Below are 25,042 nucleotides of genomic sequence, written 5' to 3'. Positions count from 1 at the left end.
GCGATACGACAGGGGTATCCGCGAAGATGCATAGCATCAGTACCCCTGTCATATCGTCGGTTTATTCCATCATCAGGTTGTCTGAAATATTCATACTGGCCACGGATTCAACTTTCCACACGCCATCTTCCTTGACCATGCAGTCAATCACGGTGTGATCCCGCTTTTTGCCGAATGAGATATAAACCTGCATACAGGCGGCATCGTAATCCAGCGCCCGCGCACTGACGATGTCCCAGTCATCTTCATATCCCTGAGCCTTGATGAACATATCGACGTCAGGCACGTCATATTCATCTGGATCCAGCTTATCCATGGCTTTGAGTTTGCTGATAGTTTCGCGGGTTACATATGGCCTCAGCGCTTCATAGTTTTTCAGGGGCTCTTTCCCGATAATAATTTGCGAGATGTACCACTTATTAAACTGAAGGGCAGCGGATACCTCAGGGGGGAACTTCTGTGCAGCGGATGCGAGAGTGGGCAGAAGCAGGATCGCCAGAATTTTTTTTTTCATGTCAGTCATGCCTGTAAATTGCATATGCTGGCTTTAATTCCCGGTATTCCTTTCCCGGATACATTGTTCGCTGAACAAAATCAGAGTACCAGACGCCGTTCCCACCATAGATGCAAGCGTGGCCATATGGGTGGTGCGCAGTGGGCTGGATCACCGCCACATCGCCCTCAACAGGCTCACCGTAAACCTGGTGGAAACCCGCCAGAATTAAATTGCTTTTCATATCCTTAGCATAATGCGTGTTCTGTAGATTAGCACCGCCGGCGCGAATGGATTTCGAAACAAATTCTGCACATCTTTTCTGGCTATACTGACCTGCATGCTGGCGAGCATGAACTGCGGCTTTATGGGCACTCCACATAATTTAATCCCTTATTGAATAAATGGTTAACAAGGGAAACATTACGCCGAAAAGGGATGAGTTTATGTAATTAATCATGATCGGAATTTAACCACTATCAGACTGATAAATAATGGTTAACTTATCCATCAAACGTCTTTATGCGCGCCCAGGTAAGGCAAAAAAGGATTAAAAAGAACCTGGCTTAAGGGGGAGGCATACGTAAATAATGTATTTGGTGCCTGGGCGTACTTTAGCTATTTTAAAAATAGGTATTTCCAATACAATTTTTATCATTGCCCGCCACCTTACCGCCTTTCTTATGAAATGCATTATTTATCAATGCATTGAACAAATCTAACCATCCCATCCGCATCCCGTCACAGGGTCTATGCTTAATGAAAGTAGCCAAAAAGGGCGGTTTAGCCCAAAGCCCCTGCACGCAGGGGGTTGAAGTGATAATCGTTATCACTAACATGGTGTTATGCCCTGGTGGCTTATCAGATGAGGTGGACCTATGGAACTGCATTCAGAAACCTTCAATCCGGCCGATTTTGCCTGGCGTGGCTTAACGCTGACGCCCGCGGCGGCGGCGCATATTCATGAGCTGGTGGCAAAAAATCCCGACATCCTCGGCGTACGCTTAGGCGTTAAGCAGACTGGCTGCGCGGGATTTGGCTACGTGCTGGATACCGTAACCGAACCTGAAAAGGACGATCTGGTCTTTGAAACCGACGGTGCAAAGTTATACGTCGCACTACAGGCGATGCCTTTTATCGATGGAACCGAAGTCGACTACGTTCGGGAAGGTTTAAACCAGTTATTCAAATTTCATAACCCGAAAGCCCAGAACGAATGCGGCTGCGGCGAAAGCTTTGGGGTATAGGCGGTACTATGTCTCGTAATACTGAAGCAACGAGTGATGTAAACACCTGGAGCGGCGGACACCTCAACTATAAAGAGGGTTTCTTCACGCAGCTGCAAACCGATGAACTGGCGAAAGGCATCAACGAAGAGGTCGTGCGCGCCATTTCGGCGAAACGTAACGAGCCGGAGTGGATGCTGGAGTTTCGCCTGAGCGCATTCCGCGCGTGGCTGGAGATGGAAGAACCCCACTGGCTGAAAGCGCATTACGATAAGCTGAACTATCAGGATTATAGCTATTACTCTGCGCCCTCCTGCGGCAGCTGTGATGATACCTGCGCCTCGCAACCCGGTGCGGTACAGCAAACCGGTGCGGAGAACAGCTTCCTGAGTAAAGAGGTGGAAGAGGCGTTCAATCAGCTCGGCGTGCCCGTGCGCGAAGGCAAAGAGGTGGCGGTAGACGCCATTTTTGACTCCGTCTCGGTGGCAACCACCTACCGTGAAAAACTGGCGGAGCAGGGGATTATTTTCTGCTCCTTCGGGGAAGCCATTCACGATCACCCGGAGCTGGTGAAAAAGTACATTGGCACCGTGGTACCCAGTAACGATAACTTCTTCGCGGCACTGAATGCGGCGGTGGCGTCAGACGGTACCTTTATCTACGTGCCGAAAGGCGTGCGCTGCCCGATGGAGCTCTCGACCTATTTCCGCATCAACGCGGAAAAAACCGGCCAGTTTGAACGCACCATCCTGGTGGCCGATGAAGGCAGCTACGTTAGCTACATCGAAGGGTGCTCCGCTCCTGTGCGCGACAGCTACCAGCTGCACGCGGCGGTGGTGGAGGTCATCATCCATAAAGATGCGGAAGTGAAGTACTCTACGGTACAGAACTGGTTCCCGGGCGACGGTAACACCGGCGGTATTCTGAACTTCGTCACCAAGCGTGCGCTGTGCGAAGGCGAAAACAGCAAAATGTCCTGGACGCAGTCAGAAACCGGCTCCGCCATTACCTGGAAATACCCGAGCTGTATTCTGCGCGGCGACAACTCAATCGGTGAGTTTTACTCCGTGGCACTGACCAGCGGTCATCAGCAGGCCGATACCGGCACCAAGATGATCCACATCGGTAAAAACACCAAATCGACCATCATCTCCAAAGGGATCTCTGCCGGTCACAGCCAGAACAGCTATCGCGGGCTGGTGAAAATCATGCCGACGGCAACCAACGCGCGTAACTTCACCCAATGTGACTCCATGCTGATTGGCGCGGACTGCGGGGCGCATACCTTCCCGTATGTCGAATGCCGCAATAACAGCGCCCAGCTTGAGCATGAGGCAACTACGTCACGTATTGGTGAAGATCAGCTTTTCTACTGCCTGCAACGCGGGATCAGTGAAGAAGATGCGATTTCAATGATCGTTAACGGCTTCTGTAAGGACGTGTTCTCTGAACTGCCGCTGGAATTTGCCGTTGAAGCCCAGAAACTCCTCGCCATTAGTCTTGAACACAGCGTCGGTTAAGGAAAGCACATGTTAAGCATTAAAGATTTACAGGTTAGCGTGGAAGAGAAAGAGATCCTGCGTGGCCTCAATTTTGACGTCAAACCGGGTGAAGTTCACGCCATCATGGGGCCAAACGGCTCCGGGAAAAGTACGCTTTCAGCGACGCTGGCAGGACGCGAAGATTATGAAGTTACCAGCGGCTCCGTTGAGTTTAACGGCAAAGATCTGCTGGAGATGTCGCCGGAAGAGCGTGCCGGCGAGGGCATCTTTATGGCCTTCCAGTATCCGGTGGAAATTCCGGGCGTCAGCAACCAGTTCTTTCTGCAAACCGCGCTGAACGCGGTGCGCAAGTATCGCGGCCTTGAGGCGCTGGATCGCTTTGACTTCCAGGATCTGATGGAAGAGAAGATCAAGCTGCTGAAAATGCCGGAAGATCTGCTGACCCGCTCGGTAAACGTGGGTTTCTCCGGCGGTGAGAAGAAACGTAACGATATTCTGCAAATGGCGGTTCTGGAGCCAGCGCTGTGCATTCTCGATGAGACCGATTCAGGGCTGGATATCGATGCCCTGAAGATCGTTGCCGACGGGGTGAACTCCCTGCGTGATGGCAACCGCTCATTTATCATCGTGACACATTACCAGCGAATTCTGGACTACATCAAGCCGGACTATGTCCACGTGCTTTACCAGGGACGCATTGTGAAATCCGGTGACTTTACGCTGGTTAAACAACTGGAGGAGCAGGGTTATGGCTGGCTTACCGAACAGCAGTAATGCACTTCAGCAGTGGCACCGGCTGTTTGAAGCGCAGGCTGGAGCGCGCTCTGAACAGGCTCAGCACCATCTCCAGCAGATGCTGCGTCTCGGTTTACCGACGCGTAAACATGAGAACTGGAAATATACCCCGCTGGATGGCCTGCTGAACGGCGAGTTTGTCACCCGTCTGGCGCAGGTCAGCCCCGATCAGCGCGACATGCTGGCGCTGAGCGTGGATGCCGTGCGTCTGGTGTTTGTCGACGGTCTGTTCCGTGCGGAGCTGAGCGACAGCGTGCAGGAGAGCGGGTTCGATATCGTCATTAACGATGAACGTCAGTCGCTGAACGCGCCTGTTCAGCCTGAAGTCTTCCTGCACCTGACAGAGAGCCTGTCACAATCTGTCACCCATATTCGCGTTAAGCGTAACCAGCGCCCGGCGAAACCGCTGCTGCTGATGCATATCACCCAGGGCGTTGCGGGTGATGAGATTAACACCGCCCACTATCGCCACCATCTTGAGCTGGCAGAAGGGGCGGAGGCGACGGTGATCGAGCATTACGTCAGCCTTAACGACACCCGTCATTTTACCGGTTCGCGTCTGACGATGAACGTGGCGGCCAATGCCCAACTGCACCACATCAAGCTGGCGTTTGAGAATCCGCTCAGTCACCACTTCGCCCACAACGATATTCTGCTGGGCCAGGATGCCGCGGCGTACAGCCACAGTTTTCTGCTTGGCGGCGCGGTGCTGCGCCACAATACCAGCACCCAGCTGAACGGTGAAAACACTACGTTGCGTATTAACAGCCTGGCGATGCCGGTGAAGTCAGAAGTGTGCGACACGCGCACCTGGCTTGAGCATAACAAAGGCTACTGCAACAGCCGTCAGCTGCACAAAACCATCGTCAGCGACAAAGGACGTGCGGTGTTCAACGGCCTGATCAACGTGGCGCAGCACGCCATCAAAACTGACGGGCAGATGACCAACAACAACCTCTTGCTGGGACGTCTGGCAGAGGTGGACACCAAACCACAGCTGGAAATCTATGCGGACGACGTGAAATGCAGTCACGGCGCGACGGTCGGGCGTATTGACGATGAGCAGATGTTCTACTTGCGCTCGCGCGGGATAGACCAGCAGGCCGCGCAAAAGATGATTATTTACGCCTTTGCGGCTGAGCTGACGGAAGCGCTGCCCGATGGCGGACTTAAACAGCAGGTGCTGGCCCGTATCGGTCAGCGACTGCCTGGAGGCGAAGCATGACATTTCCCGTAGAGAAAGTCCGGGCAGATTTTCCGGTACTGACCCGTGAAGTGAACGGTCTGCCGCTGGCCTATCTCGACAGTGCGGCCAGCGCGCAAAAACCAAATCAGGTGGTGGATGCGGAAGCCGAGTTTTACCGCCACGGTTATGCGGCGGTACATCGCGGGATCCACACCCTGAGCGCCGAGGCGACCCAGCGCATGGAAAACGTGCGCACGCAGGTTGCGGCCTTCCTCAACGCGCGTTCGCCGGAAGAGCTGGTGTTTGTGCGTGGCACCACCGAAGGGATCAACCTGGTGGCTAACAGCTGGGGTAATGCGCAGGTGCACGCGGGGGATAACATCATCATCACCCAGATGGAGCACCACGCCAACATCGTGCCCTGGCAGATGCTCTGTGAGCGTGTGGGGGCGCAACTGCGGGTGATCCCCCTGAATGAAGACGGCACGCTCCAGCTGGAAAAGCTGGACGCTCTGCTGGACGACAGAACGCGGCTTGTGGCGGTGACCCACGTTTCAAACGTGCTGGGCACGGAAAATCCGGTGGCGCTGATCGTCGACAAAGCCCATCAGGCCGGTGCGAAAGTGTTGATTGATGGTGCCCAGGCGGTGATGCACCATGCGGTTGACGTTCAGGCCCTGGACTGCGATTTCTACGTCTTCTCCGGGCACAAGCTGTATGGCCCGACGGGCATCGGCGTGTTGTATGTGAAAGAGGACATTCTCCAGGCCATGCCGCCGTGGGAAGGGGGCGGGTCAATGATCGCCACCGTCAGCCTGACGGACGGCACAACATACGCCCGTGCGCCCTGGCGCTTCGAGGCGGGTACGCCCAACACGGGCGGGATCATCGGGCTGGGCGCGGCCATTAGCTATGTCTCTGAAACGGGGCTGGCGGCGATTCAGGAGTACGAACAGCTGCTGATGCATTACGCCTTGCAGGAGCTGGTCAGCGTCCCGGACCTGACCTTATATGGTCCTGCTGACCGTCTGGGTGTGATAGCCTTCAACCTCGGCAAGCATCACGCCTATGATGTGGGCAGTTTCCTTGATAATTACGGCGTCGCTGTGCGTACCGGGCATCACTGCGCGATGCCGCTGATGGCGTATTATGAGGTACCGGCCATGTGCCGCGCATCGCTGGTGATGTACAACACAACGGAAGAGGTCGACAGACTGGTGGCGGGATTAAAACGTATTCATCAGCTGCTTGGCTAACGGAGAGGCGAGAGATGGCAGATTTGCCGGACAGAGATAAATTGCTGCGCAACTTTGGGCGTTGCGCGAACTGGGAAGAGAAATACCTTTATATCATCGAACTGGGTCAGCGCCTGCCGCCGCTCAGCGAAGAGGCGCATAACCCGGACAACATCATTCAGGGCTGCCAGAGCCAGGTCTGGATCCAGATGCAGCAGACGGATGATGGCGTAATCGATTTACAGGGTGACAGCGATGCCGCCATTGTGAAGGGGCTTATTGCCGTCGTATTTATTCTTTATCACCAGATGTCGGCGCAGGATATTGTCGCCTTTGACGTTCGCCCGTGGTTTGAAAAAATGGCCTTAACCCAACACCTCACCCCGTCCCGATCCCAGGGACTGGAAGCGATGATCCGCGCCATACGCGCCAAAGCCGCAATCCTTAGCTAAACTGACAGAACAGCATTCATTCTGTTTCGCGGGGTGGTTTCCACCTCGCTGGTTTTTCAGCTTTCTGACGTTTGGTCAGTGAATAAGGAATCTCAGCATGAAGCGCGCGTCTCTAATAACTCTATTACTCCTTGGTTCGCTCAGTGCTGTTAATTCAGCCAGGGCGGTTGATTATCCTTTACCGCCCGCAGGCAGCCGCCTGATTGGGCAAAACCAGACATACACCATTCAGGAAGGGGACAATAAACTTCAGTCTATCGCTCGTCGGTTTAATACCGCCGCACAGCTCATCCTTGAAACCAATAATACCATTGCACCGGTGAATCCTGCGCCAGGAACGGTCATTACGATCCCTTCCCAGATGCTACTGCCGGACACCGAGCGTGAGGGCATTGTGGTGAATCTGGCGGAGCTGCGTCTTTACTTCTATCCGCCTGGCGAAAATATCGTGCAGGTCTATCCGCTGGGTATTGGTCAGCTTGGGCTGGAAACACCGGTCAGCACCACCCGTGTGAGTCAGAAAATCCCTAACCCTACCTGGACCCCCACAGCGGGCATCAGAGCGCGCTCACTGGCCCAGGGAATTAAACTGCCGCCTGTGGTACCCGCAGGGCCAAATAACCCGCTGGGGCGCTTTGCGCTTCGTCTGGGTATCGGGAATGGGGAATATCTTATTCATGGCACCAGCGCGCCGGACAGCGTAGGGCTGCGGGTCAGCTCGGGCTGTATGCGGATGAACGCGCCGGATATCAAAGCGTTGTTTGAGCAAGTGCGCGTCGGCACGCGGGTGCAGATTATCAATGAGCCGGTGAAGTTCTCCGTCGAGCCGGACGGCAAACGTTATATCGAAGTGCACAGGCCGCTGGCGCAGGCAGAGGGCGAAAACCCACAGACGGTGCCGTTCACGCACTCGGCGGCGTTTACCGCTTTTGCAGCGGAGTCAGGTAGCGATAAAACGCTTATCGATAAAGCCCTGGCGCGCAGAGCCGGGATCCCGGTTGCCGTTTCAACAGGCAATGGTTCGTCAGCCAGCAATTCTGTCCTGTCGGTTCAGAATAGTCGTGTCTCAGCGGCGGTGGCGGAAGACGAGGGAGAGAAAGCGCTTCAGTAGAGGTTTGACGAAGGCAAAAAAAATGGCGCACAATGTGCGCCATTTTATTAACAGGTACTATTACTTACGGTATTTAGTAGCCTGGTTGTCCAGACGCTGGTTAGCGCGAGCTGCGTCGTCTTTAGCAGCCTGAACGTCGGAACGCATTGCGTTCACGTCGTTGCTCAGCTGGTCAACTTTAGCGTTCAGAGTCTGAACGTCAGAAGACAGCTGATCGATTTTAGCGTTGCTGGAGCAACCTGCCAGCAGAGTAGAACCCAGGATTACCGCGCCCAGTACCAGTTTAGTACGATTCATTATTAATACCCTCTAGATTGAGTTAATCTCCATGTAGCGTTACAAGTATTACACAAAGTTTTTTGGGTTGAGAATATTTTTTTGATGGGATTACGCCTATTTTTGATCGTTCGCTCAAAGAAGCAACGAAATCGGCAATTTTGACGAAAAAGCTATGTTAAAAAAGGCATTTTTCATCGGATTCATCTTAGATAAATCGCGATTAAATAGAAAAACCCGATTTGCTTTTTGAATAGTTCTGGTTAAAGGCGGGAATAAAAAAAGCGCCCCGAAGGACGCTTTTTAACAAAACAATAATTTGTTCGTGAAATATTACAGCACGTGGACAGATGCCGTGTTGGTGGTGCCGCTTGGAACCAGCGCGCCAGAAACCATAACCACCACGTCGCCTTTCTGAGCCAGGCCACAATCAACCAGTTCCAGAGCCACTTCTTTACCCAGACGATAGAAATCATCGGTAGAGGCAATCTCTTTCACCAGGTGTGGGATCACGCCTTTGCTCAGCACCAGCTGACGCGCGGTGGTTTCGTTGGTGGTCAGCGCCAGAATGGTCGCATCCGGGAAGTATTTACGCACGGCACGCGCAGATTTACCGCCCTGGGTCGCCACGACAATCAGCGGGGCTTCCAGTTTCTCGGCGGTTTCTACCGCACCACGGCACACGGCTTCGGTGATGCGCAGTTTACGGCTGTCGTTGTTGTAATCCAGACGGCTTTTCATCACGCGGTCGGTACGCTCACAGATGGTCGCCATGATGCTGACCGCTTCCAGAGGGTATTTCCCTTTTGCAGATTCGCCAGACAGCATAACGGCATCGGTACCGTCGAGGATGGCGTTCGCAACGTCGCCTGCTTCAGCGCGGGTAGGGCGTGGGTTTTTGATCATGGAGTCCAGCATCTGCGTTGCGGTGATAACCACTTTACGCGCGCGAACACATTTCTCGATCATCATCTTCTGCGCGAAGATCACTTCTTCAACCGGGATTTCAACGCCCAGGTCGCCACGCGCTACCATGATACCGTCAGACGCTTCGAGGATTTCGTCGAAGTTGTTCAGGCCTTCCTGGTTTTCGATCTTGGAGATGATCTGGATGTTCTCGCCGCCGTGCGCTTTCAGGTGCTCACGGATCTCAACCACGTCAGAACGTTTACGGATAAAGGAGGCAGCAACGAAGTCCACGCCTTGTTCGCAGCCGAAGATCAGGTCTTGTTTGTCTTTTTCAGCCAGCGCTGGCAGAGCAATGGACACACCCGGCAGGTTGACGCCTTTGTTTTCGCCCAGATCGCCGTTGTTCAGCACTTTACAGATAACTTTGTTACCTTCGATAGCGGTCACTTCCATGCCGATCAGGCCGTCATCTACCAGCACGGTGTTGCCAACAGACAGGTCGCTGGTGAAGCCTTCGTAGGTCACGGCAACGATTTCGTTATTACCCACAACGGATTTGTCGGTGGTGAAGGTGAAGGTCTGGCCCGCTTTCAGGGAAACGTCGTTACCGCCTTCCAGTTTGATAGTGCGGATTTCAGGACCTTTGGTGTCGAGCAGGATTGCCGCTTTTTTCCCGGTCTTGCTCATCACGTTGCGCAAGTTCTGGATACGCTGGCCGTGTTCAGCATAGTCGCCGTGGGAGAAGTTCAGACGCATCACGTTCATGCCGGCATCCAGCATTTTGCTCAGCATCTCTTCTGATTCGGTTTTCGGGCCGATAGTACAAACAATTTTCGTCTTTTTCATGACAGTCTTAGTCTTTAAGTTGGGAAGGATATGGAAATCTCGCTCCGGGGGCGCACCGCCGCGGAGTCAAACCTGTGTTGCGAAAGAGTATATGACACGCACTAAGAATAGGTGACATCAAATGAGCGTGCAGAAGAAAGTGTGCCTGAGTGCCAGCCCAACGAAGGAGAGGAGAAGTTGTACGTTGTTTTTTGTATTCCAAGCGCTGAAACCATTCACCAGGGATTTGGCGCGCATTATACGCTGATTTACAGTAAAAAGGAAAATGGAAACAGCGTTTCAAAAACAATCTGTGCAGATTCACATAAGTTTGTTATCAAGGCGTTAAGGCCTAATGTCATCTTATGACGGCAGGCGCAACGCCCGCCGTTTTTTGCTCACTTTTTCAGCGCTTGTTTAAGGTCGGCGATCAGATCCTTCGCATCTTCAATCCCCACCGACAGGCGGATAAGCTGCGGCACAATGCCGTTTGCAAGACGCTGCGCCAGTGGAATGGAGGCGTGGGTCATGCTGTAGGGCTGGCTCACCAGACTCTCCACACCGCCAAGGCTTTCCGCCAGGGTAAAGAGCGTAAGATGACGGATCACCTCTGTCGCGCGCTGCGCATCGCCTTTAATCACAACGGAGATCATGCCGCCCGGCAGCGCCATTTGTCTGCGGGCCAGCGCATACTGGGGATGTGACGCCAGCCCGGGATAGAACACGCTGTCTACCTGCGGATGCTGCTCCAGCCATTGCGCAATCGCCAGCGCATTGGCGCTGTGCTTCTCAACGCGCAGTGAGAGGGTGCGAATGCCCCGCAGCGTCAGGAAGCTGCTGAACGGATCCAGAACGCCGCCAATCGCGTTTTGCAGATAGCCCAGACGCTCCGCCAGATCCTTATTCGCCCCCACAACAGCCAGCCCGGCAACCACGTCTGAATGACCGTTGAGATATTTGGTGGCGGAGTGGACCACTATGTCGAACCCCGCCTCCAGCGGCCGGTGAATGACCGGGGAGGCGAAGGTATTATCCGCCACGCTGATCGCATTATGGCGCCGGGCAATGTCCGCGATGGCCTCCAGGTCGGCCAGTTTCAGCAGCGGGTTCGTTGGCGTTTCCACCCAGATCATGCGCGTGTCCGGGCGAATGGCGGCCTCAAGTCCGGCTACATCGTCCGGCTTAACCCAGCTCACCTGTAACCCGGTGCTGCGCTTGCGCACGTTTTCGATCAGGCGATACGTACCGCCATACACGTCGTCAATGGCGACGATATGGCTGTCTTGATCCAGCAGTTCGAGCACGGTGGAAATGGCCGCCAGCCCTGACGCGAAGGCGTACCCGCGCGTGCCGCCTTCCAGTTCGGCGATGGCGGTCTCCAGCGCATGGCGGGTTGGGTTGCCGCTCCGGGAGTATTCGTAGCCGGTATGTTCACCCGGTGCCGGTTGCGCAAACGTAGACGTGGCGTAAATTGGCGGCATCACGGCGCCGTGCGGGTCGTGATACTCACCACTGTGAACGCTGAGGGTGGCCAGGTTTTTCATCTTTTGCTCCTTTTATTTTGTCAGGCGGTTACGCCAGGCGGTGAGTACGTCACTGCGTGTGATCAAACCCAGAAAGCGGTTTTCGTCATAAATAATCGCCACCAGGCCACGGTCAAAGATGGCGTACAGGGCGCTCTCCGGGGCCTGCTTATCCAGATATTCGACCTGACGCGTCATGGCCGCCGTCACGGGGAGGGAGAAGCGATCGGCATCTCCCCCGATGTGTCGCAGCAGGTCCCACTCGTCGATGATGCCGACGACCTTGTTGTTATCGAGCACCGGCAGCTGAGAGATGTCGTACAGGCGCATGCGGGCCAGCACGGTGGAAAGCGTGTCGTCCGGGGCGGCAGTCACCGTCGCGCCTTCATCGTGGCGCAGGGCAATATAGTCCGAGAGATCGCCTGCCTGCGGACGCGAAATCAGCCCCTGCTGGCGCATCCAGTCGTCGTTGAACATCTTCGAGAGGTATTTATTGCCGCTGTCGCAGGCGAAGGTGACCACACGTTTTGGCGTAGTCTGCGCCTGGCAATATTTCAGCGCTGTCGCCAGCAGCGTGCCGGTGGAGGAGCCTGCCAGGATCCCTTCCGTTTTTAGCAGATCGCGGGCGGTGGTGAACGCCTCGCGATCGGTAATGCGCCAGGCGCGGTTAACCCCCTCGATGTGCGCCAGCGGAGGGATAAAGTCTTCGCCAATCCCTTCAACCAGCCACGATCCGGCATCGTGATGGCGTCCGGTCTCAACCTGGTCCGCCAGCACCGACCCGGCCGGATCGGCAAGCACAAATTCCGTCTGCGGCGAATGTTCTGCAAACCACGCCTGTAAGCCCCCCAGCGTACCGCCGGACCCCACGCCGACGACGATGGCATCGATCTGGCCGTCAAGCTGTTCAAACAGTTCCGGTGCGGTAGTGGTACGGTGCGCCAGCGGATTGGCCGCGTTATTGAACTGGTCGATATAAAACGCGCCTGGCAGTTCGTTCGCCAGCCGCCGGGCATAATCCTGATAGTAGGCCGGATGCCCTTTATTCACGTCCGAGCGGGTCAGCACGACCTGCGCCCCTAACGCCCGCAGGTGGAAAATCTTCTCGCGGCTCATTTTGTCCGGCACCACCAGGATCAGCGAGTAGCCCTTCTGCGCCGCAATCAACGCCAGCCCCAGGCCGGTGTTCCCCGCCGTAGCTTCAATAATGGTGCCGCCGGGCCTTAGCTGGCCCGTACGCTCGGCTTCGTTAATCATCGACAGCGCGACGCGGTCTTTAATCGATCCGCCGGGATTCTGGTTTTCCAGCTTCAGAAACAGCGAGCAGGGGCCGGTGTCCAGCTTGTGCAGCTGGATGAGCGGCGTACGGCCAATCAGTTCGGTGACGGAGTGGTAAAGCGTCATGGTCATGTCCTGTGAAGAGGTGATGACCGGATGATAGAACCATGAAATTTTCTCAATAAAGAACGTTTCACCAGGTTTAAGAACAGAAAGGAATAATCCTTGTGTTTTCAGATGGAAAGACAGCAAGACGTAAAGTTGTCCGGATGTGAGGATGGCTAAATCCGCATAAAGTGCTGCAAAATTAACCGATTTCGCCGGGAGAGTGTGACCTGATATGCAAATGGCAGATAATTATTGCTGATATTCATCTAAATGCTTTTTCACCCGCCAGTTCGCTGCTTATTCCGCAGAATTATAAGAAATTCTTTTTTGGTCATTTAAAAGCTGATAACGGCTGTTTACTATCTTTTGGACATCCATACTGCTAAACCGCTATATGCGTAACGGATAACGAATAAGAATGATCGTACTCAGCAATATTTCGAAGGTCTTTGACAACGGAAAGCTGGCGCTGACAGCCGTTGATAACGTCAACTTGACGATAGAGCAGGGACAGATTTACGGGATCATCGGTTACAGCGGGGCCGGGAAAAGTACGCTGATCCGTCTGCTGAACGGTCTGGAAAAGCCCAGCGCCGGCAGCGTCACCATTAACGGTCAGGATATCTCCGCCGCGAAGGGAGAAGCGCTGCGTCAGGCACGCCTGAAAATCAGCATGGTGTTCCAGCACTTTAATTTGCTCTGGTCGCGCACGGTGAAGGAAAACATCGCCTTTTCAATGCAAATTGCCGGTGTGCCAAAAGCGCAAATTCAGGCTCGCGTTGCCGAGCTGGTGGAGCTGGTCGGCCTGAAGGGACGCGAGAATGCTTACCCGTCGCAGCTGAGCGGCGGGCAAAAACAGCGTGTGGGCATTGCCCGCGCGCTGGCCAATCATCCGGACGTACTGCTGTGTGATGAAGCCACCTCGGCGCTGGATCCACAAACCACCGATCAGATCCTCGATCTGCTCCTGGACATTAACCGTCGCTTTAACCTGACCATCGTACTCATTACGCATGAGATGCACGTGGTGCGCAAAATCTGCGACCGCGTGGCGGTTATGGAGAACGGTAAGGTGGTGGAAGAGGGCGACGTGTTGAGCGTCTTTACACATCCGCAGCAGCCGATTACGCAGCAGTTTGTCCGTCAGGTGAGCCAGTATGCTGAAGAAGAAACCTTCAATACCGAACTGGCAAACGATCTGGAAGGTACGGTTATCAGGCTGACCTTTACCGGGCACAGCACGCATAAACCGATTGTGGGCGAACTGACGCTGCGCTACGGCCTGCCGTTTAACATCCTGCACGGAAAAATGACCCAAACCGCTCACGGCGTGTTTGGTCAACTCTGGGTGCACGTCGTGGCATCTGATGAACAACTGAACAATATCCTCGCCGACCTGCAGCACAGCGATATTGAAGGCGAGGTGATTAAACATGGCTGAGAATCTCTTTCCGCACCTGAAGTGGGATCAACTTTGGGCTGCAACCCAGGAGACGCTCTACATGACTGCGCTTTCCGGCGTGGCGACGTTTGTCCTGGGGATCGCGCTCGGTCTGGCGCTGTTTTTAACCGCCCGCGGCGGGTTATTCCACAACCGCACGGTCTACAGCGTGATGTCGATTGTGGTGAACGTGTTCCGCTCGATTCCGTTCATCATTCTCATCGTTCTGCTGATCCCGTTCACCAAGACCGTTGTGGGGACCATTCTCGGCGCTAACGCTGCGCTGCCCGCCCTGATTGTGGGCGCGGCGCCGTTCTACGCCCGTCTGGTCGAGATTGCCCTGCGAGAAGTGGACAAAGGGGTCATTGAGGCCACGCGTTCGATGGGCGCGCGGCTGAGCACGTTAGTATTTCGGGTTTTATTGCCGGAATCCTCACCCGCACTGGTTTCAGGTATGACGGTGACGCTGATTGCGCTGGTGAGCTACAGCGCAATGGCAGGGGTGATAGGTGCCGGCGGTTTGGGAAATCTGGCTTATCTGGAAGGATTCCAGCGCAACCATGGTGACGTCACGCTGGTGGCAACGGTGACCATTCTGATCATCGTGTTCATTATCCAGTTCTGCGGCGATGCCATTACTTCACTGTTAGATAAACGCTAATAAATACACACAGGAACCACATCATGAAAAAGACACTGACACTGATCGCCGCCGCAACCCTGAGCGCCCTGAGCTTTGCCTCCTGGGCGGACACGCTCACCGTGGGGGCGTCCAATACCCCCCACGCGGAAATTCTGGAGCAGGCTAAGCCGATTCTGGCGAAGCAGGGGATCGATCTGGAGATTAAACCCTTCCAGGACTACATACTGCCAAACACTGCGCTGGCGGGGCATGACATTGACGCCAACTATTTCCAGCACATCCCTTACCTGAACAGCGTGCTGAAAGATCACGCGGGCGATAAGGATTATGATTTTGTCAGTGCGGGCGCAATCCACATTGAGCCGATCGGTATCTATTCAAAAAAATACAAATCGCTGAAGGATCTGCCGGAAGGCGGCAAAATCATCATGCGTGATGCGGTTTCCGAGGAAGGGCGTATTCTCTCCATCTTCGAAAAAGAGGGCGTGATCAAGCTGAAGCCGGGCATCGATAAAGTGACCGCGCGCATCAGCGATATCGTGGAGAACCCGAAAAAGCTGCAATTTACCCCTAACGTCGAAGCGTCTCTGCTGCCGCAGATGTACAACAACGACGAAGGTGCTGCGGTGGTGATCAACGCCAACTACGCGATTGATGCTGGCCTGGATCCGGTCCACGATCCAATTGCGGTTGAAAGCGGTGAGAATAACCCGTACGCCAACATCATTACCGTTCATCGCGGTGACGAGAAGAAGAAGGATATCGTCGCGCTGGTGAACGTGCTGCACTCCAAAGAGATTCAGGACTGGATCCGCACCAAATACAAAGGCGCAGTCATCCCGGTTAACAACTAATCGACTGATTTTCCAGACGAAGCCCGGCGAACAACACGCCGGGCTTCTTTTTTGTATCCAGCCGACGAATGATTTAAGCTGACGGTTTAGGGCAACGGAGTGATGGCAATGGGCAATGTGACCAAAGACGAAGCGCTGTACCAGGAGATGTGTCGGGTGGTAGGCAAGGTCGTTCTCGAAATGCGTGATTTAGGGCAGGAGCCGAAACATATTGTCATTGCGGGCGTACTGCGTACCGCGCTGGCGAACCAGCGCGTTAAGCGCAGTGAGTTGACCACCAAAGCGATGGAAACGGTGGTTAAAGCGCTGGCCGGCTAACGCGCCAGCGCTTCGCGAGCAGCTCAAGCGAGCTGCAGAGCAGGTAATAGATCACACCCGTAAAGATAAAAATGGCCGCCGGGTAAATTTGCACCCGGTTGTTGACCTGTCCCGCCACCGTGGTCAGTTCAGGAACGTTCACGATAAACGCCAACGACGTATCCTTCAGCAGGCTGATAAAAATCCCCACCAGCGACGGCAGAATATTTCTCAGCGCCTGCGGCAGCAGCACGCGCCACAGCGTTTGCTGCGTACTGAACCCTTGAGAAAGCGCGGCCTCATTCTGGCCCGACGGTAGAGCTCTCAGTCCGGCTAATACCGAATGCATCACCGCAGCCGCGGTAAACCAGGCCAGCGCCAGCGTGACGGTCGTCGCGCCAGGGAGATCCCTGCCGGTTATCAGCGGCAGCAGATACCACATCCAGAATATTACGAAGATCAGGGGGATCCCGCGAATCAACTCTGCCCACGCAAACAGCGCACTGCGCACCACGCCGGGATAGCGCCAGGCGACGCATGCCAGCACAATCCCGCCGGGCAGGGCAAGCGCGGCGGCGCCAGCGGCCATCAGCAGTGAGAGCAGTACGCCGCCGGGTTCTCCCGCAATCGCACGTCCCCAAAGCAGATAATCCAGGTTTTCGACAATAACGTTAAATCCGGGGATCATGATTTTTCCTCCCTGAATGGGGGCCGAGGCGCCCCAGCATGCTCCCCGTCACCATCCCGGTAAGTAAGTAGAGCACCGTACCGACGGTAAAGGCTTCCAGGGCATGGGCGTTGTAACTTTCTATCTGGCGAACCTGGTAGGTCAGTTCGGCGAAGCCAATTCCGCTCGCGAGCGAGGAGAGCTTCATCAGGTTAAGGTACTGGCCAACGACGGGTTGCCAGGCGTTAGCGAGCCCCTGTGGCAGAAGAATGTAGCGAAACAGACGCCATGAGGAAAATCCCTGGGCGAGCGCCGCCTCCCGTTGCCCGGCAGGTACGGAACGGAGCCCCGATTCGACTTCTTCAATTAAAAACGCCGAGGTAAATACGCCTAACCCCCAGGCGGAGCATAAAAATTCGGGCGTAAACCACCAGACGTCACCGGGCAAAATGGACCAGCTGTGGTCTGCATTCACCGCGTCACGCAGCTCCTGCGGCAACCCGTTCCAGGCGGCGAAATACCAGAACAGCAGCTGCACCAGCAGCGGCGTATTGCGAAACAGCGATACCCAGCCGCTGACGAACGAGGTCCCGAGACGTCCCCCGGAAAGCCGCAAAAGCATAAAGAACAAGGCGAGCAGGCTTGCCAGCATAATCCCCGCCAGCGTCACCCACAGAGTGGTGAGAAATCCTGAGAGGATCCAGTGCAGGGGCTGTCCGGCCAGCACCCCCTGCCAGTCCAGAGCGGGCATTACAGTTGCTCCTGACGCAGCGGATCCAGCACTTTTTGCAGGAACCGCCTCGCACGCGGATGCGACGGTTGGTTGAAAAATTGCGCCGGGGACGCGGTTTCCAGAATGTGTCCACCGTCGATAAAGACGATTCGATCGGCAATTTCCCGGGCGAACTGCATCTCATGGGTGACGACAATCATGGTGATCCCGCTGTGGGCAAGGGCTTTCATCACCAACAGCACTTCGCCAATCATCTCCGGGTCGAGTGCCGACGTTGGCTCGTCAAAGAGAATGATTTGCGGCGACGAGGCCAGAGCGCGGGCAATCGCCACGCGCTGCTGTTGTCCGCCGGAAAGTTCAGCAGGGTAGCGGTGCGCCTTCTCCAGCATGCCGACCTTCTCCAGCAGCGCCAGCGCGCGCTCCTGGGCGGGCAGGGGTTTCCAGCCGTGAACGTGCTCCAGTGCCAGGGTGATGTTCTGGCTGGCGGTAAGGTGGGCATAGAGATTGAACTGCTGGAATACAAACCCGACGCGGCTGCGTAACTGACGTAGCCTGCTGCCGGAAAGCTGTCCGGTCGGCTTGTGGTCGACCAGAATCTCCCCGCCGCTCAGGCTTTCAAGCTGGTTGATAAGCCGAATCAGGGTCGATTTTCCGGAACCCGAAGGGCCGAGAATGGCAACCACTTCACCCGGCATGATGGTGAGATTAATGTCGGTTAAAACCGGATGGTCGCCGTAGCGTTTGTCCACATGGCGAAACTCAACGCTGGCCTGTTCCAGACGTGAAAAATCCGCGGCATTGGCCGCGGAGTGCGAAAATAAACCTGAGAGCATATTACCGGGCTTCTATTTTAAAGTTACGAGGCTGTGGAGCAGGGCTGCCTGGACCGAACCAGACGTCATAGATTTTTGCCGCCTGGCCGTTTTTCTCCAGGTTAACCAGCTCATCGTTAACGGCTTTCAGCAGCGCCGTTTCACCCTTTTTCACCCCCACGCCAATCTCTTCTTTACTGAGCAGGTCGGGCAGGATTTTGAAGTCGGCTTTATCCGGCGCCTGCGCCAGCAGACCAGCCAGAATGGTGCTGTCCTGGGTAATGGCCTGCACGTTGCCATTGCGCAGTGCCGTCAGCGCCAGCGGGATGTCATCGTAAGAGAGGACGCGGGACTGCGGAAAACGCTGGTGCAGCGCCTGTTCACCCGTCGTACCTTTTACGGCGCCAATGCGTGCCCGGCTATAGTCATCAAGCTTGTCCGGTGATTTTACCGGGACCAGGAACTGCTGGCCGGTGACGAAGTAAGGCGTCGAGAAATCAATGACCTGTGCGCGTTCCGGGGTGATGGTGATATCCGCCACGATGAGATCCGCTTTTCCGGACTGTAGCAGCGGAATGCGGTTAGCCGGATTGGTGGTGACCAGTTCAAGCTTGACGCCGAGCGATTTCGCCAGCGCTTTGGCGAAGTCCACATCGTAACCCACGATCTCATGCGTTTTGGCATCAATCGAGCCAAAGGGTGGATTAGCATCAAATGTGGCCACTTTCACCACGCCTGCTGCCTTGATATCCGCCAGCCGATCGGCCTGCGCCTGCGCTGAAACCAGGCCCCAGGCTGCCACTAATCCCAGAACCTGCGCCCGTTTTTTAAACCCTTTCATTTTTGCAGCCATAGTCATACGCCATCCCGTTGTTTTTGTTTTACCCCGTTACGCTCCCATAAGGGAAAGCTATCGCCAAATAAGAAATCGTTCTTTGCTATGTGAAAAAAAGCATGAGTGAACAAGGTGTTAAAGAAGAGAGCAGACGGTGGGGCGCTATTTGCAGATCCTGCACATCGACAGTGGATTTTGATATTTCCCCCCGGCGCAATTTGGGTGTTTAACTGAGGACAGGTTAAGCGAGAAGGGTAATGACGATGAAAAAATGGATAAGCACGTTACGGCGGTTTTTTGCGCCCCGACCAGCGAATGCGGAGAACAGCGCGCAACGTGTTCTTGAGTCAATACTGCCTGTCGCCAGCCTGTATGGCGTGGACGTAGCCAACATCGACCCGGAGTGGTTCCATGATAAAACGTCACGCTGAACTGCGCCGGACGCGCGAAATGTACTGGAATGAGTTGTGCGTGGTGTCTGTAAAGCGAGGATGAAGGGAAAAATACCCAGGCTAATCCTCGGTAAATGATGGCCGTTTTGTTACCACTATCTCCTTTCACAGATGGAGATAATAATGAAACGGACAGTATTAACCCCCGCGCTTTCTGCCACCGCACTTCTGCTTACCATGCAGGCGGCACACGCTGGACCACAGGCACATGTTGTATGCAGTTATTCCCACACCCTCGGCGATGATGCCATTATGATGTTCGGCATGCCCAACGAGGCTATGCTGCACGATTTTTTTGGTAACGTGCATACGGATGCTTACTCCAGCCGTGAATCGCTGCGTACCCAGGAAAAGACCACCTGCGATAACAAAGCAGACAGCTCGGCCTACTGGGCTCCGTCGCTAAAATTGCCGGACGGAACGGTGGTCAAACCCGCCTATCAAAAAACCTATTATCAAGCATCGAACGTTGACGCCTGGCCGCTGCACCCGTTCCCGGCGGGGCTGTCGCTGCTGGCGGGCGATCACCACGGCACCGCGCCAAATCCGCATATCACCTTTTTATGCGCCAATGGCAAGGGTTACACCACCAGAACGGGTGAAGTCTGCGGCTTACGCAAGGCGAAGGATGCCGTGCAGTTTAATATCGGCATTCAGTTCCCGAACTGCTGGGACGGGGTCAACCTGAAGCCCGCCCACGGCCTGGCTAACGCCACCTACGATACGAAAGGACAGTGTCCGTCCGCCTTCCCGGTGAAGATCCCGACGGTGAACATGAATATTGCGTACGTGCTCCCGACAATTAGCTCTCTGGATACCAGTAAAGTCCAGCTTTCCCTCGACCCCATCATGCATGGCAGTGAGCGTGAAGAGCGGTGGGGTAGCCTGTATACGGCACATGCTGACTTCATGAACGGCTGGACGGAAGATGCCGCGCGCTTTATGACCGACCTGTGCATGAACCGCGGAATGGATTGCGGCACCACCGTGCCGTATGGTTATTCAAAAGCGAAGGCCAACGTCTGGCTCAGCAGCATGGAACCCGCACTTTCACAGCCCGATCCCCAGGTCTTACTGGTGCAGGATAACTGGAAGAACGGTGGACGCACGAAAAACAGCGAAACATTGTCGCTGGTGAAGTTCCACATTCCACCGCTGCCTGCCGGACAGGATCCTGCCCAGTTTAAATACCGCGTAAGAATTTTTGGCGGGAAAGTGGAAACCAACGGCGCGGATCAAATCTTCTTCTATCCGGCGAATAACGACTGGGATCCGGCCACCGTAAGCTGGCATTCACGACCGTCCTGCAACTACCGCTCGGATGCGGTGCTTTACCTGAACCACTCCCGCGAATACCGGATGGTGGACGTGGATAAAGTGGTGCGTAAGGCGCTGGCAGAAGGGAAAACCGAAATTTCGTGGTATATCGGCGGCGATCGTCAGGGAAATCACTATCAGTTTGAGACGGGCTCATCTCCCCAAAGCCTGATCCTGATGCTGACCGGGTTTAGCAAAACGCCGGAGATCTGATATCGGGTAGCAAAAGGCATCCATAAAAAAGCACCGGGGAGCCCGGTGCTTTTTCTTCAGATCTTGCAGGCATCGCCGCAGTCGTCATCGGCGACAATCGCCTGGGCTTTTTTATCCGCATCGTCGAGACGTTCCGCGTTGCGCTCTTCTGCTTCATCCAGCCCGTTAAAGACTAAGTTATCGAGATCAATTTCCATGTGCCACCTGCGTTATTCAGTTTTTGATACTGGCACAGTATAAGTCAAAAAAAGTGGGCCAGACACCCCTCAGCACATATGGATAATCCCTGCCATACTCAGTGCTTTATTGCTGAGGAAAGCCGATGATTACACTCTGTAAAACCTGCGGTACCGCTTACGATGAACAGCCCAAAAACTGCCCGATTTGCGACGATGAGCGCCAGTATGTCCCGGTGACGGGCCAGGCATGGACGGACTTCTACAGCCTTACGACCACGCACACCAACAAATGGCAACAGCTGGAGCCGCAGCTGTTCAGCATCAAAACCGTTCCCGCTTTTGCCATCAACCAGCGCGCGCTTCTGCTGCGTACGCCACAGGGCAATGTTCTGTGGGACTGCATCGCCAATCTTGACCCGGCGACCAGAGCGTTAGTTGACGCCCTCGGGGGCATCAGCGCGATCGCGATTTCGCACCCGCATTACTACACCACCATGCAGGAGTGGGCCGCCGCGTTTAACGCGCCGATCTACCTGCACGCCAGCGATCGGCAGTGGGTGATGCGTGACAGCCCGGCGATACGCTTCTGGGAGGAGGACGCCCTGGAGATTATGTCTTTGGTGACTCTGCTGCGGCTGGGCGGGCATTTTGCAGGCGGCACGGTGCTGCACTGGCAGTCAGGCGACGGCGTGCTGCTGGCCGGTGATATTTTGCAGGTTACACCCGGAAAAGACGCCGTGTCGTTTATGTGGAGTTATCCGAATATGCTGCCGCTGCCTGCCCGCACCGTTGAGTCGGTGATCGGCCGACTGACCGGGAAAACGTACCAGCGCCTGTACGGGGCCTTTGAAGGGCAGAACATCCCGGTGAACGCAGATGAGATCGTGCAGCGGTCGGGCCAGAAATATATTGCTTGTCTCCGCTAAGACGCGGTGGTTAAATTTTACGAGTGTGATCGCGATCATACCTAAACTAAAACAGATAAAAGAGAAATGGCTATGCAACATATCATTGAAGGTTTTCTCAGCTTTCAAAAAGAGATTTTCCCGCAACGTAAAGAGCTTTTTCGTAGTTTAGCGTCCAGTCAGAATCCCAAAGCGCTGTTTATCTCCTGCTCCGACAGCCGTCTGGTTCCGGAACTGGTTACGCAACAGGAGCCAGGACAGCTCTTTGTCATTCGAAACGCGGGCAACATTGTGCCTCCGTTCGGGCCGGAGCCTGGCGGTGTCTCTGCGACCATCGAATATGCGGTCGTGGCCCTGGGCGTGACCGATATCGTTATTTGCGGCCACTCCAACTGCGGCGCGATGAAGGCGATTGCTGACAACGCCGATCTGGAGCCGATGCCGGCCGTTTCCCACTGGCTGCGCTATTCTGATGCGGCAAAAGCGGTCGTGGAGAAGAAAACCTGGGATAAGCCAATCGATAAAGTGAATGCGATGGTGCAGGAAAACGTCTTTGCGCAGCTGAGCAACATCAAGACCCATCCGTCGGTGGCGGTAGGCCTGCGCAACAATGCCATTCGCCTGCACGGCTGGGTATATGACATCGAAAGCGGCAAAATCCTTGCCCTGGACAAGAACACTAAATCGTTCGTGTCGTTGTCGGAAAACCCGGAAGTCTTCTTCGAGTAATCCGACACCGCAGGGCAGGGAAGCCCTGTTAAAACTCCATGTAAGGTAACTTCCTTCGCACCCCCGACGCAGGTTTTCCAGCCGCTTTCGCCATCGCTTTACCAATTTCAGCTCACTCAGACAAACCCTGAACAAACGGATGATCGTGCATCAGCCAGGGGATCGCCCCAAAAGCGATACGCCCCCGCAGTGATGCCGGCGCCAGCAACGTATAGTCTTCCCCCACGTCCGGAACGTCATCGCCGGTTCCCGCAAGCTGTTTACGCAGGGTGGGGAAGGGAATGTCCTTGTTTCTGAGCGGCTTTTGTCCGCGCGCGTCGATAAACACGTCGAAGCGGTAACTTTTTTTTGCCGTGGTGATGACGGTCTGATCGCTGCCGATATCCAGATCGTAATCATCACCGAGTGCGACCACGCTAATGATCCCTGCCTCGCGCAGCGCCAGTAACCGGCGGATAGACTGCGGTGGAATGGCGGCATAATTATCGATAAACACACGCTCCAGCCCGGATTTAAACCGCTCTCTGTCATGCTCATTGAGTGAAGGGACGATGGCCTGTACCACTTCATGCAGACGAAGCACGGTATAGCGCCAGGCAACGGTGCGTTTTTCGCGCTTGTTGCGCTCCACTTCTTTCAGATTCGCTTCGGCCCAGGTGAAAGGACCGTGCTTTTTACGATCCTCAAACCAGGCATCACGGAGCGTGTCGGCATTCAGCGTGCCGAGCGCTATCGCCTGACACCATCGCGGATCGGCCAGCTCAAGCTCTTTCACCATCAGCGCAAAGATGCGGTCAAGCAGCCCATCCGGGCCTTTGTCGATTTCGCTTGCCACCACACAATCCGTTAACACCGACAGTGGTTCATAAGGGATAGGGCAGTAAAAATCGGCCTCCGGCAGAACGCCCGTGCGGGACATCAGCATGATTTTTAGCCCTTCGCTGCCTTTATTGACAACGAACTGCTTCCCGCTAAACCGGCCATGCTGCATCACAACCGCCATTGCAGCGTCCAGCCCGCTGAGGGAGGTACCCATGATCCCCACCTCACAGGCTCGGACCTCCGCTTCCATCAGCCCTGACCATGGGCTTGGGAAATATGCGCGGGTGGTTTCATCTTCATCAGGCCAGACGTGGCCGGTGGCAATAACCGCAAGATCAAACCGCCTTGAGAAAGGGGCATCGTTCACTGAAAGGGCCACGCCGTCTGCATCAGCCTTAATATCAGTGACTTCTGCGTTGGGGTGAACCTCGATATGAAACCCAGCCTTTTTCGCCTCGGCAGCGACAGCGAGAAACCGGTCGTGGAAATATTCACCCAGCAGAATACGGGGCAGAAATTGCCGGTCGTGCAGCTTCTCACTGTCGACGTTATAGCGGGCAAGGCGGGCCGCATTCTGCTGTTTGAGCCAGTCCAGGTAAGTGATGAAAATGGGCGGTATTTCAATACTGGCGATGTTCGCCAGCATCAGCCGGGAATTATCCTCGTCGCTGTAGGGCATTCCGACACCGGGTTGGTCTGCCTTTTCGAAAACGGTGATCGAAAGCGGCGCTGCGTTGTTAAGAAGTGTGTAAAAGGTGTAAATCCCTGTTGGGCCTGAGCCGATAATGGCGATTTTTTTCATCGAAAGCGTTCCTGCGTTTCTGAACCATACAACAAGCGTAGCAGGAGAAAGGCTAAGTCATTCAATGAAGGGAGAAATTAAGACGTTTAGAAGAGGGGATGTTGCGCCCCTTCCTGAATTTATGGGAAAGTCAATTCAATTGACCCTGCTGATTAGATATAATTCTGCCTGATTTTCTGAAAGGAATAACTGTTTGGTCCCAGGTTTATCGATTATCTGTATGTGATAGGGGTTAAAAAAAGAGATAGGATATTTAAATATATAGTGGGGCCAATATTATCCTTATTTTTATAACTGTGAGTGATGGAATAGTCCGTGGCTGGACTATTCCATCACTTCGATAAAGTAAAAAATAATCTGGTAGCCAACCTTTGAGCAACTTTTTGTCAGGCTCACAAAAAGCGCGCAAGGGCATTTCGGCA

26 protein-coding genes and 1 pseudogene are annotated in these 25,042 nt (G+C 54.8%); 15 read left to right on the top strand and 12 right to left on the bottom strand.

The window, feature by feature from the left end; genetic code table 11:
* Positions 1 to 61: 61 nt before the first annotated feature.
* Both AM329_RS07760 and AM329_RS07755 read right to left on the bottom strand, forming a co-directional pair.
* Complete coding sequence (locus AM329_RS07760) at positions 62 to 514, bottom strand: DUF3828 domain-containing protein (protein ID WP_032609046.1); 453 nt, start codon at positions 512 to 514, stop codon at positions 62 to 64.
* A 1-nt stretch (position 515) separates the two neighbouring features.
* On the bottom strand, positions 516 to 875 hold the full coding sequence (locus tag AM329_RS07755; protein WP_017693570.1) for a hypothetical protein: 360 nt from the start codon (positions 873 to 875) through the stop codon (positions 516 to 518).
* Between the two features lie 496 nt (positions 876 to 1,371).
* Between AM329_RS07755 and sufA the strand changes: the two genes are divergently transcribed.
* From sufA to AM329_RS07715, 7 genes are all read left to right on the top strand, one after another.
* Complete coding sequence (gene sufA / locus AM329_RS07745; protein ID WP_003857741.1) at positions 1,372 to 1,740, top strand: Fe-S cluster assembly scaffold SufA; 369 nt, start codon at positions 1,372 to 1,374, stop codon at positions 1,738 to 1,740.
* Between the two features lie 8 nt (positions 1,741 to 1,748).
* Entirely contained in the window at positions 1,749 to 3,239 is a 1,491-nt protein-coding gene (sufB, locus tag AM329_RS07740) for a Fe-S cluster assembly protein SufB (protein ID WP_003857739.1), read from the top strand.
* A gap of 9 nt (positions 3,240 to 3,248) precedes the next feature.
* A complete protein-coding gene (gene sufC, locus AM329_RS07735) occupies positions 3,249 to 3,995 on the top strand; it encodes a Fe-S cluster assembly ATPase SufC (RefSeq protein ID WP_003857736.1) in 747 nt (248 codons plus the stop codon).
* Complete coding sequence (gene sufD / locus AM329_RS07730) at positions 3,970 to 5,241, top strand: Fe-S cluster assembly protein SufD (RefSeq protein ID WP_022650922.1); 1,272 nt, start codon at positions 3,970 to 3,972, stop codon at positions 5,239 to 5,241. The genes sufC and sufD overlap by 26 nt, the downstream gene beginning before the upstream one ends.
* Entirely contained in the window at positions 5,238 to 6,458 is a 1,221-nt protein-coding gene (gene sufS / locus AM329_RS07725; RefSeq protein ID WP_003857731.1) for a cysteine desulfurase SufS, read from the top strand. The genes sufD and sufS overlap by 4 nt, the downstream gene beginning before the upstream one ends.
* 14 nt (positions 6,459 to 6,472) lie before the next feature.
* Positions 6,473 to 6,889, top strand: a complete 417-nt coding sequence (gene sufE / locus AM329_RS07720) for a cysteine desulfuration protein SufE (protein ID WP_003857730.1) — start codon at positions 6,473 to 6,475, stop codon at positions 6,887 to 6,889.
* 97 nt (positions 6,890 to 6,986) lie between these two features.
* Entirely contained in the window at positions 6,987 to 8,000 is a 1,014-nt protein-coding gene (locus AM329_RS07715; protein ID WP_022650923.1) for a L,D-transpeptidase family protein, read from the top strand.
* A 60-nt stretch (positions 8,001 to 8,060) separates the two neighbouring features.
* Here the strand turns inward: AM329_RS07715 and lpp are convergent, their stop codons facing one another.
* From lpp to AM329_RS07695, 4 genes are all read right to left on the bottom strand, one after another.
* Positions 8,061 to 8,297: a murein lipoprotein Lpp gene (lpp, locus tag AM329_RS07710; protein WP_001082307.1), complete on the bottom strand. Its 237-nt coding sequence runs from the start codon at positions 8,295 to 8,297 to the stop codon at positions 8,061 to 8,063.
* Between the two features lie 312 nt (positions 8,298 to 8,609).
* Entirely contained in the window at positions 8,610 to 10,031 is a 1,422-nt protein-coding gene (gene pykF, locus AM329_RS07705; protein WP_003857687.1) for a pyruvate kinase PykF, read from the bottom strand.
* Positions 10,032 to 10,408: 377 nt separating this feature from the next.
* A complete protein-coding gene (locus AM329_RS07700) occupies positions 10,409 to 11,554 on the bottom strand; it encodes a PLP-dependent aspartate aminotransferase family protein (protein ID WP_032609047.1) in 1,146 nt (381 codons plus the stop codon).
* 12 nt (positions 11,555 to 11,566) lie between these two features.
* Positions 11,567 to 12,937 (bottom strand): cystathionine beta-synthase, encoded by a 1,371-nt coding sequence (locus tag AM329_RS07695; protein WP_032609048.1) that lies wholly within the window; start codon positions 12,935 to 12,937, stop codon positions 11,567 to 11,569.
* Between the two features lie 400 nt (positions 12,938 to 13,337).
* Here AM329_RS07695 and AM329_RS07690 point away from each other — a divergent pair, with 400 nt between their 5' ends.
* The 4 genes from AM329_RS07690 (at position 13,338) to fumD (ending at position 16,175) form a co-directional block, all read left to right on the top strand.
* Positions 13,338 to 14,360, top strand: coding sequence for a methionine ABC transporter ATP-binding protein (locus AM329_RS07690; RefSeq protein WP_032609049.1), 1,023 nt, complete (start codon positions 13,338 to 13,340; stop codon positions 14,358 to 14,360).
* Positions 14,353 to 15,021 carry a methionine ABC transporter permease gene (locus AM329_RS07685; protein ID WP_032609050.1) on the top strand — a complete coding sequence of 223 codons (669 nt, stop codon included), beginning with the start codon at positions 14,353 to 14,355 and terminating at the stop codon, positions 15,019 to 15,021. The genes AM329_RS07690 and AM329_RS07685 overlap by 8 nt, the downstream gene beginning before the upstream one ends.
* Positions 15,022 to 15,044: 23 nt before the next feature.
* Positions 15,045 to 15,857: a MetQ/NlpA family ABC transporter substrate-binding protein gene (locus AM329_RS07680; protein ID WP_003857677.1), complete on the top strand. Its 813-nt coding sequence runs from the start codon at positions 15,045 to 15,047 to the stop codon at positions 15,855 to 15,857.
* A gap of 108 nt (positions 15,858 to 15,965) precedes the next feature.
* Positions 15,966 to 16,175 (top strand): fumarate hydratase FumD, encoded by a 210-nt coding sequence (fumD, locus tag AM329_RS07675; RefSeq protein WP_003857676.1) that lies wholly within the window; start codon positions 15,966 to 15,968, stop codon positions 16,173 to 16,175.
* On the opposite strand, the gene AM329_RS07670 is transcribed toward fumD, so the two are convergent.
* From AM329_RS07670 to AM329_RS07655, 4 genes are read right to left on the bottom strand one after another with little or no spacing between them, the layout of a single operon-like run.
* Positions 16,156 to 16,842: an amino acid ABC transporter permease gene (locus AM329_RS07670; protein ID WP_032609051.1), complete on the bottom strand. Its 687-nt coding sequence runs from the start codon at positions 16,840 to 16,842 to the stop codon at positions 16,156 to 16,158. The two genes, fumD and AM329_RS07670, sit on opposite strands and share 20 nt — an antisense overlap.
* A complete protein-coding gene (locus tag AM329_RS07665) occupies positions 16,826 to 17,572 on the bottom strand; it encodes an amino acid ABC transporter permease (RefSeq protein WP_032609052.1) in 747 nt (248 codons plus the stop codon). Before AM329_RS07665 ends, AM329_RS07670 begins: the two co-directional genes overlap by 17 nt.
* A complete protein-coding gene (locus AM329_RS07660; RefSeq protein WP_023324533.1) occupies positions 17,572 to 18,387 on the bottom strand; it encodes an amino acid ABC transporter ATP-binding protein in 816 nt (271 codons plus the stop codon). Before AM329_RS07660 ends, AM329_RS07665 begins: the two co-directional genes overlap by 1 nt.
* Position 18,388: 1 nt before the next feature.
* Complete coding sequence (locus tag AM329_RS07655; RefSeq protein WP_003857668.1) at positions 18,389 to 19,219, bottom strand: ABC transporter substrate-binding protein; 831 nt, start codon at positions 19,217 to 19,219, stop codon at positions 18,389 to 18,391.
* A gap of 245 nt (positions 19,220 to 19,464) precedes the next feature.
* Here AM329_RS07655 and AM329_RS25865 point away from each other — a divergent pair, with 245 nt between their 5' ends.
* Together AM329_RS25865 and AM329_RS07645 are read left to right on the top strand one after the other, a co-directional pair.
* A complete protein-coding gene (locus AM329_RS25865) occupies positions 19,465 to 19,632 on the top strand; it encodes a hypothetical protein (RefSeq protein ID WP_032609053.1) in 168 nt (55 codons plus the stop codon).
* A gap of 144 nt (positions 19,633 to 19,776) precedes the next feature.
* On the top strand, positions 19,777 to 21,183 hold the full coding sequence (locus AM329_RS07645) for a DUF1996 domain-containing protein (protein ID WP_032609054.1): 1,407 nt from the start codon (positions 19,777 to 19,779) through the stop codon (positions 21,181 to 21,183).
* 56 nt (positions 21,184 to 21,239) lie between these two features.
* Here AM329_RS07645 and AM329_RS25455 read toward each other — a convergent pair whose 3' ends face one another.
* A complete protein-coding gene (locus tag AM329_RS25455; protein WP_003857665.1) occupies positions 21,240 to 21,380 on the bottom strand; it encodes a hypothetical protein in 141 nt (46 codons plus the stop codon).
* Positions 21,381 to 21,505: 125 nt separating this feature from the next.
* On the opposite strand from AM329_RS25455, the gene AM329_RS07635 reads away from it, so the two are divergent.
* Positions 21,506 to 22,288, top strand: a complete 783-nt coding sequence (locus AM329_RS07635) for an MBL fold metallo-hydrolase (protein WP_032609055.1) — start codon at positions 21,506 to 21,508, stop codon at positions 22,286 to 22,288.
* Between the two features lie 72 nt (positions 22,289 to 22,360).
* The gene (locus AM329_RS07630) at positions 22,361 to 22,996 is read left to right on the top strand and encodes a carbonic anhydrase (protein ID WP_003857662.1); all 636 of its coding nucleotides are present in this window, start codon (positions 22,361 to 22,363) and stop codon (positions 22,994 to 22,996) included.
* A gap of 28 nt (positions 22,997 to 23,024) precedes the next feature.
* Here AM329_RS07630 and AM329_RS07625 read toward each other — a convergent pair.
* Positions 23,025 to 24,620, bottom strand: a pseudogene (locus tag AM329_RS07625) (FAD-NAD(P)-binding protein).
* Between the last annotated feature and the right edge of the window lie 422 nt (positions 24,621 to 25,042).

Origin of the sequence: Enterobacter cloacae complex sp. AR_0002 (assembly GCF_001922365.1) — a bacterium.
Lineage (GTDB): Bacteria > Pseudomonadota > Gammaproteobacteria > Enterobacterales > Enterobacteriaceae > Enterobacter > Enterobacter hormaechei_C.
Note: the sequence above shows the minus strand (reverse complement) of the source record. Positions and strands in the feature narration are given on the sequence as shown.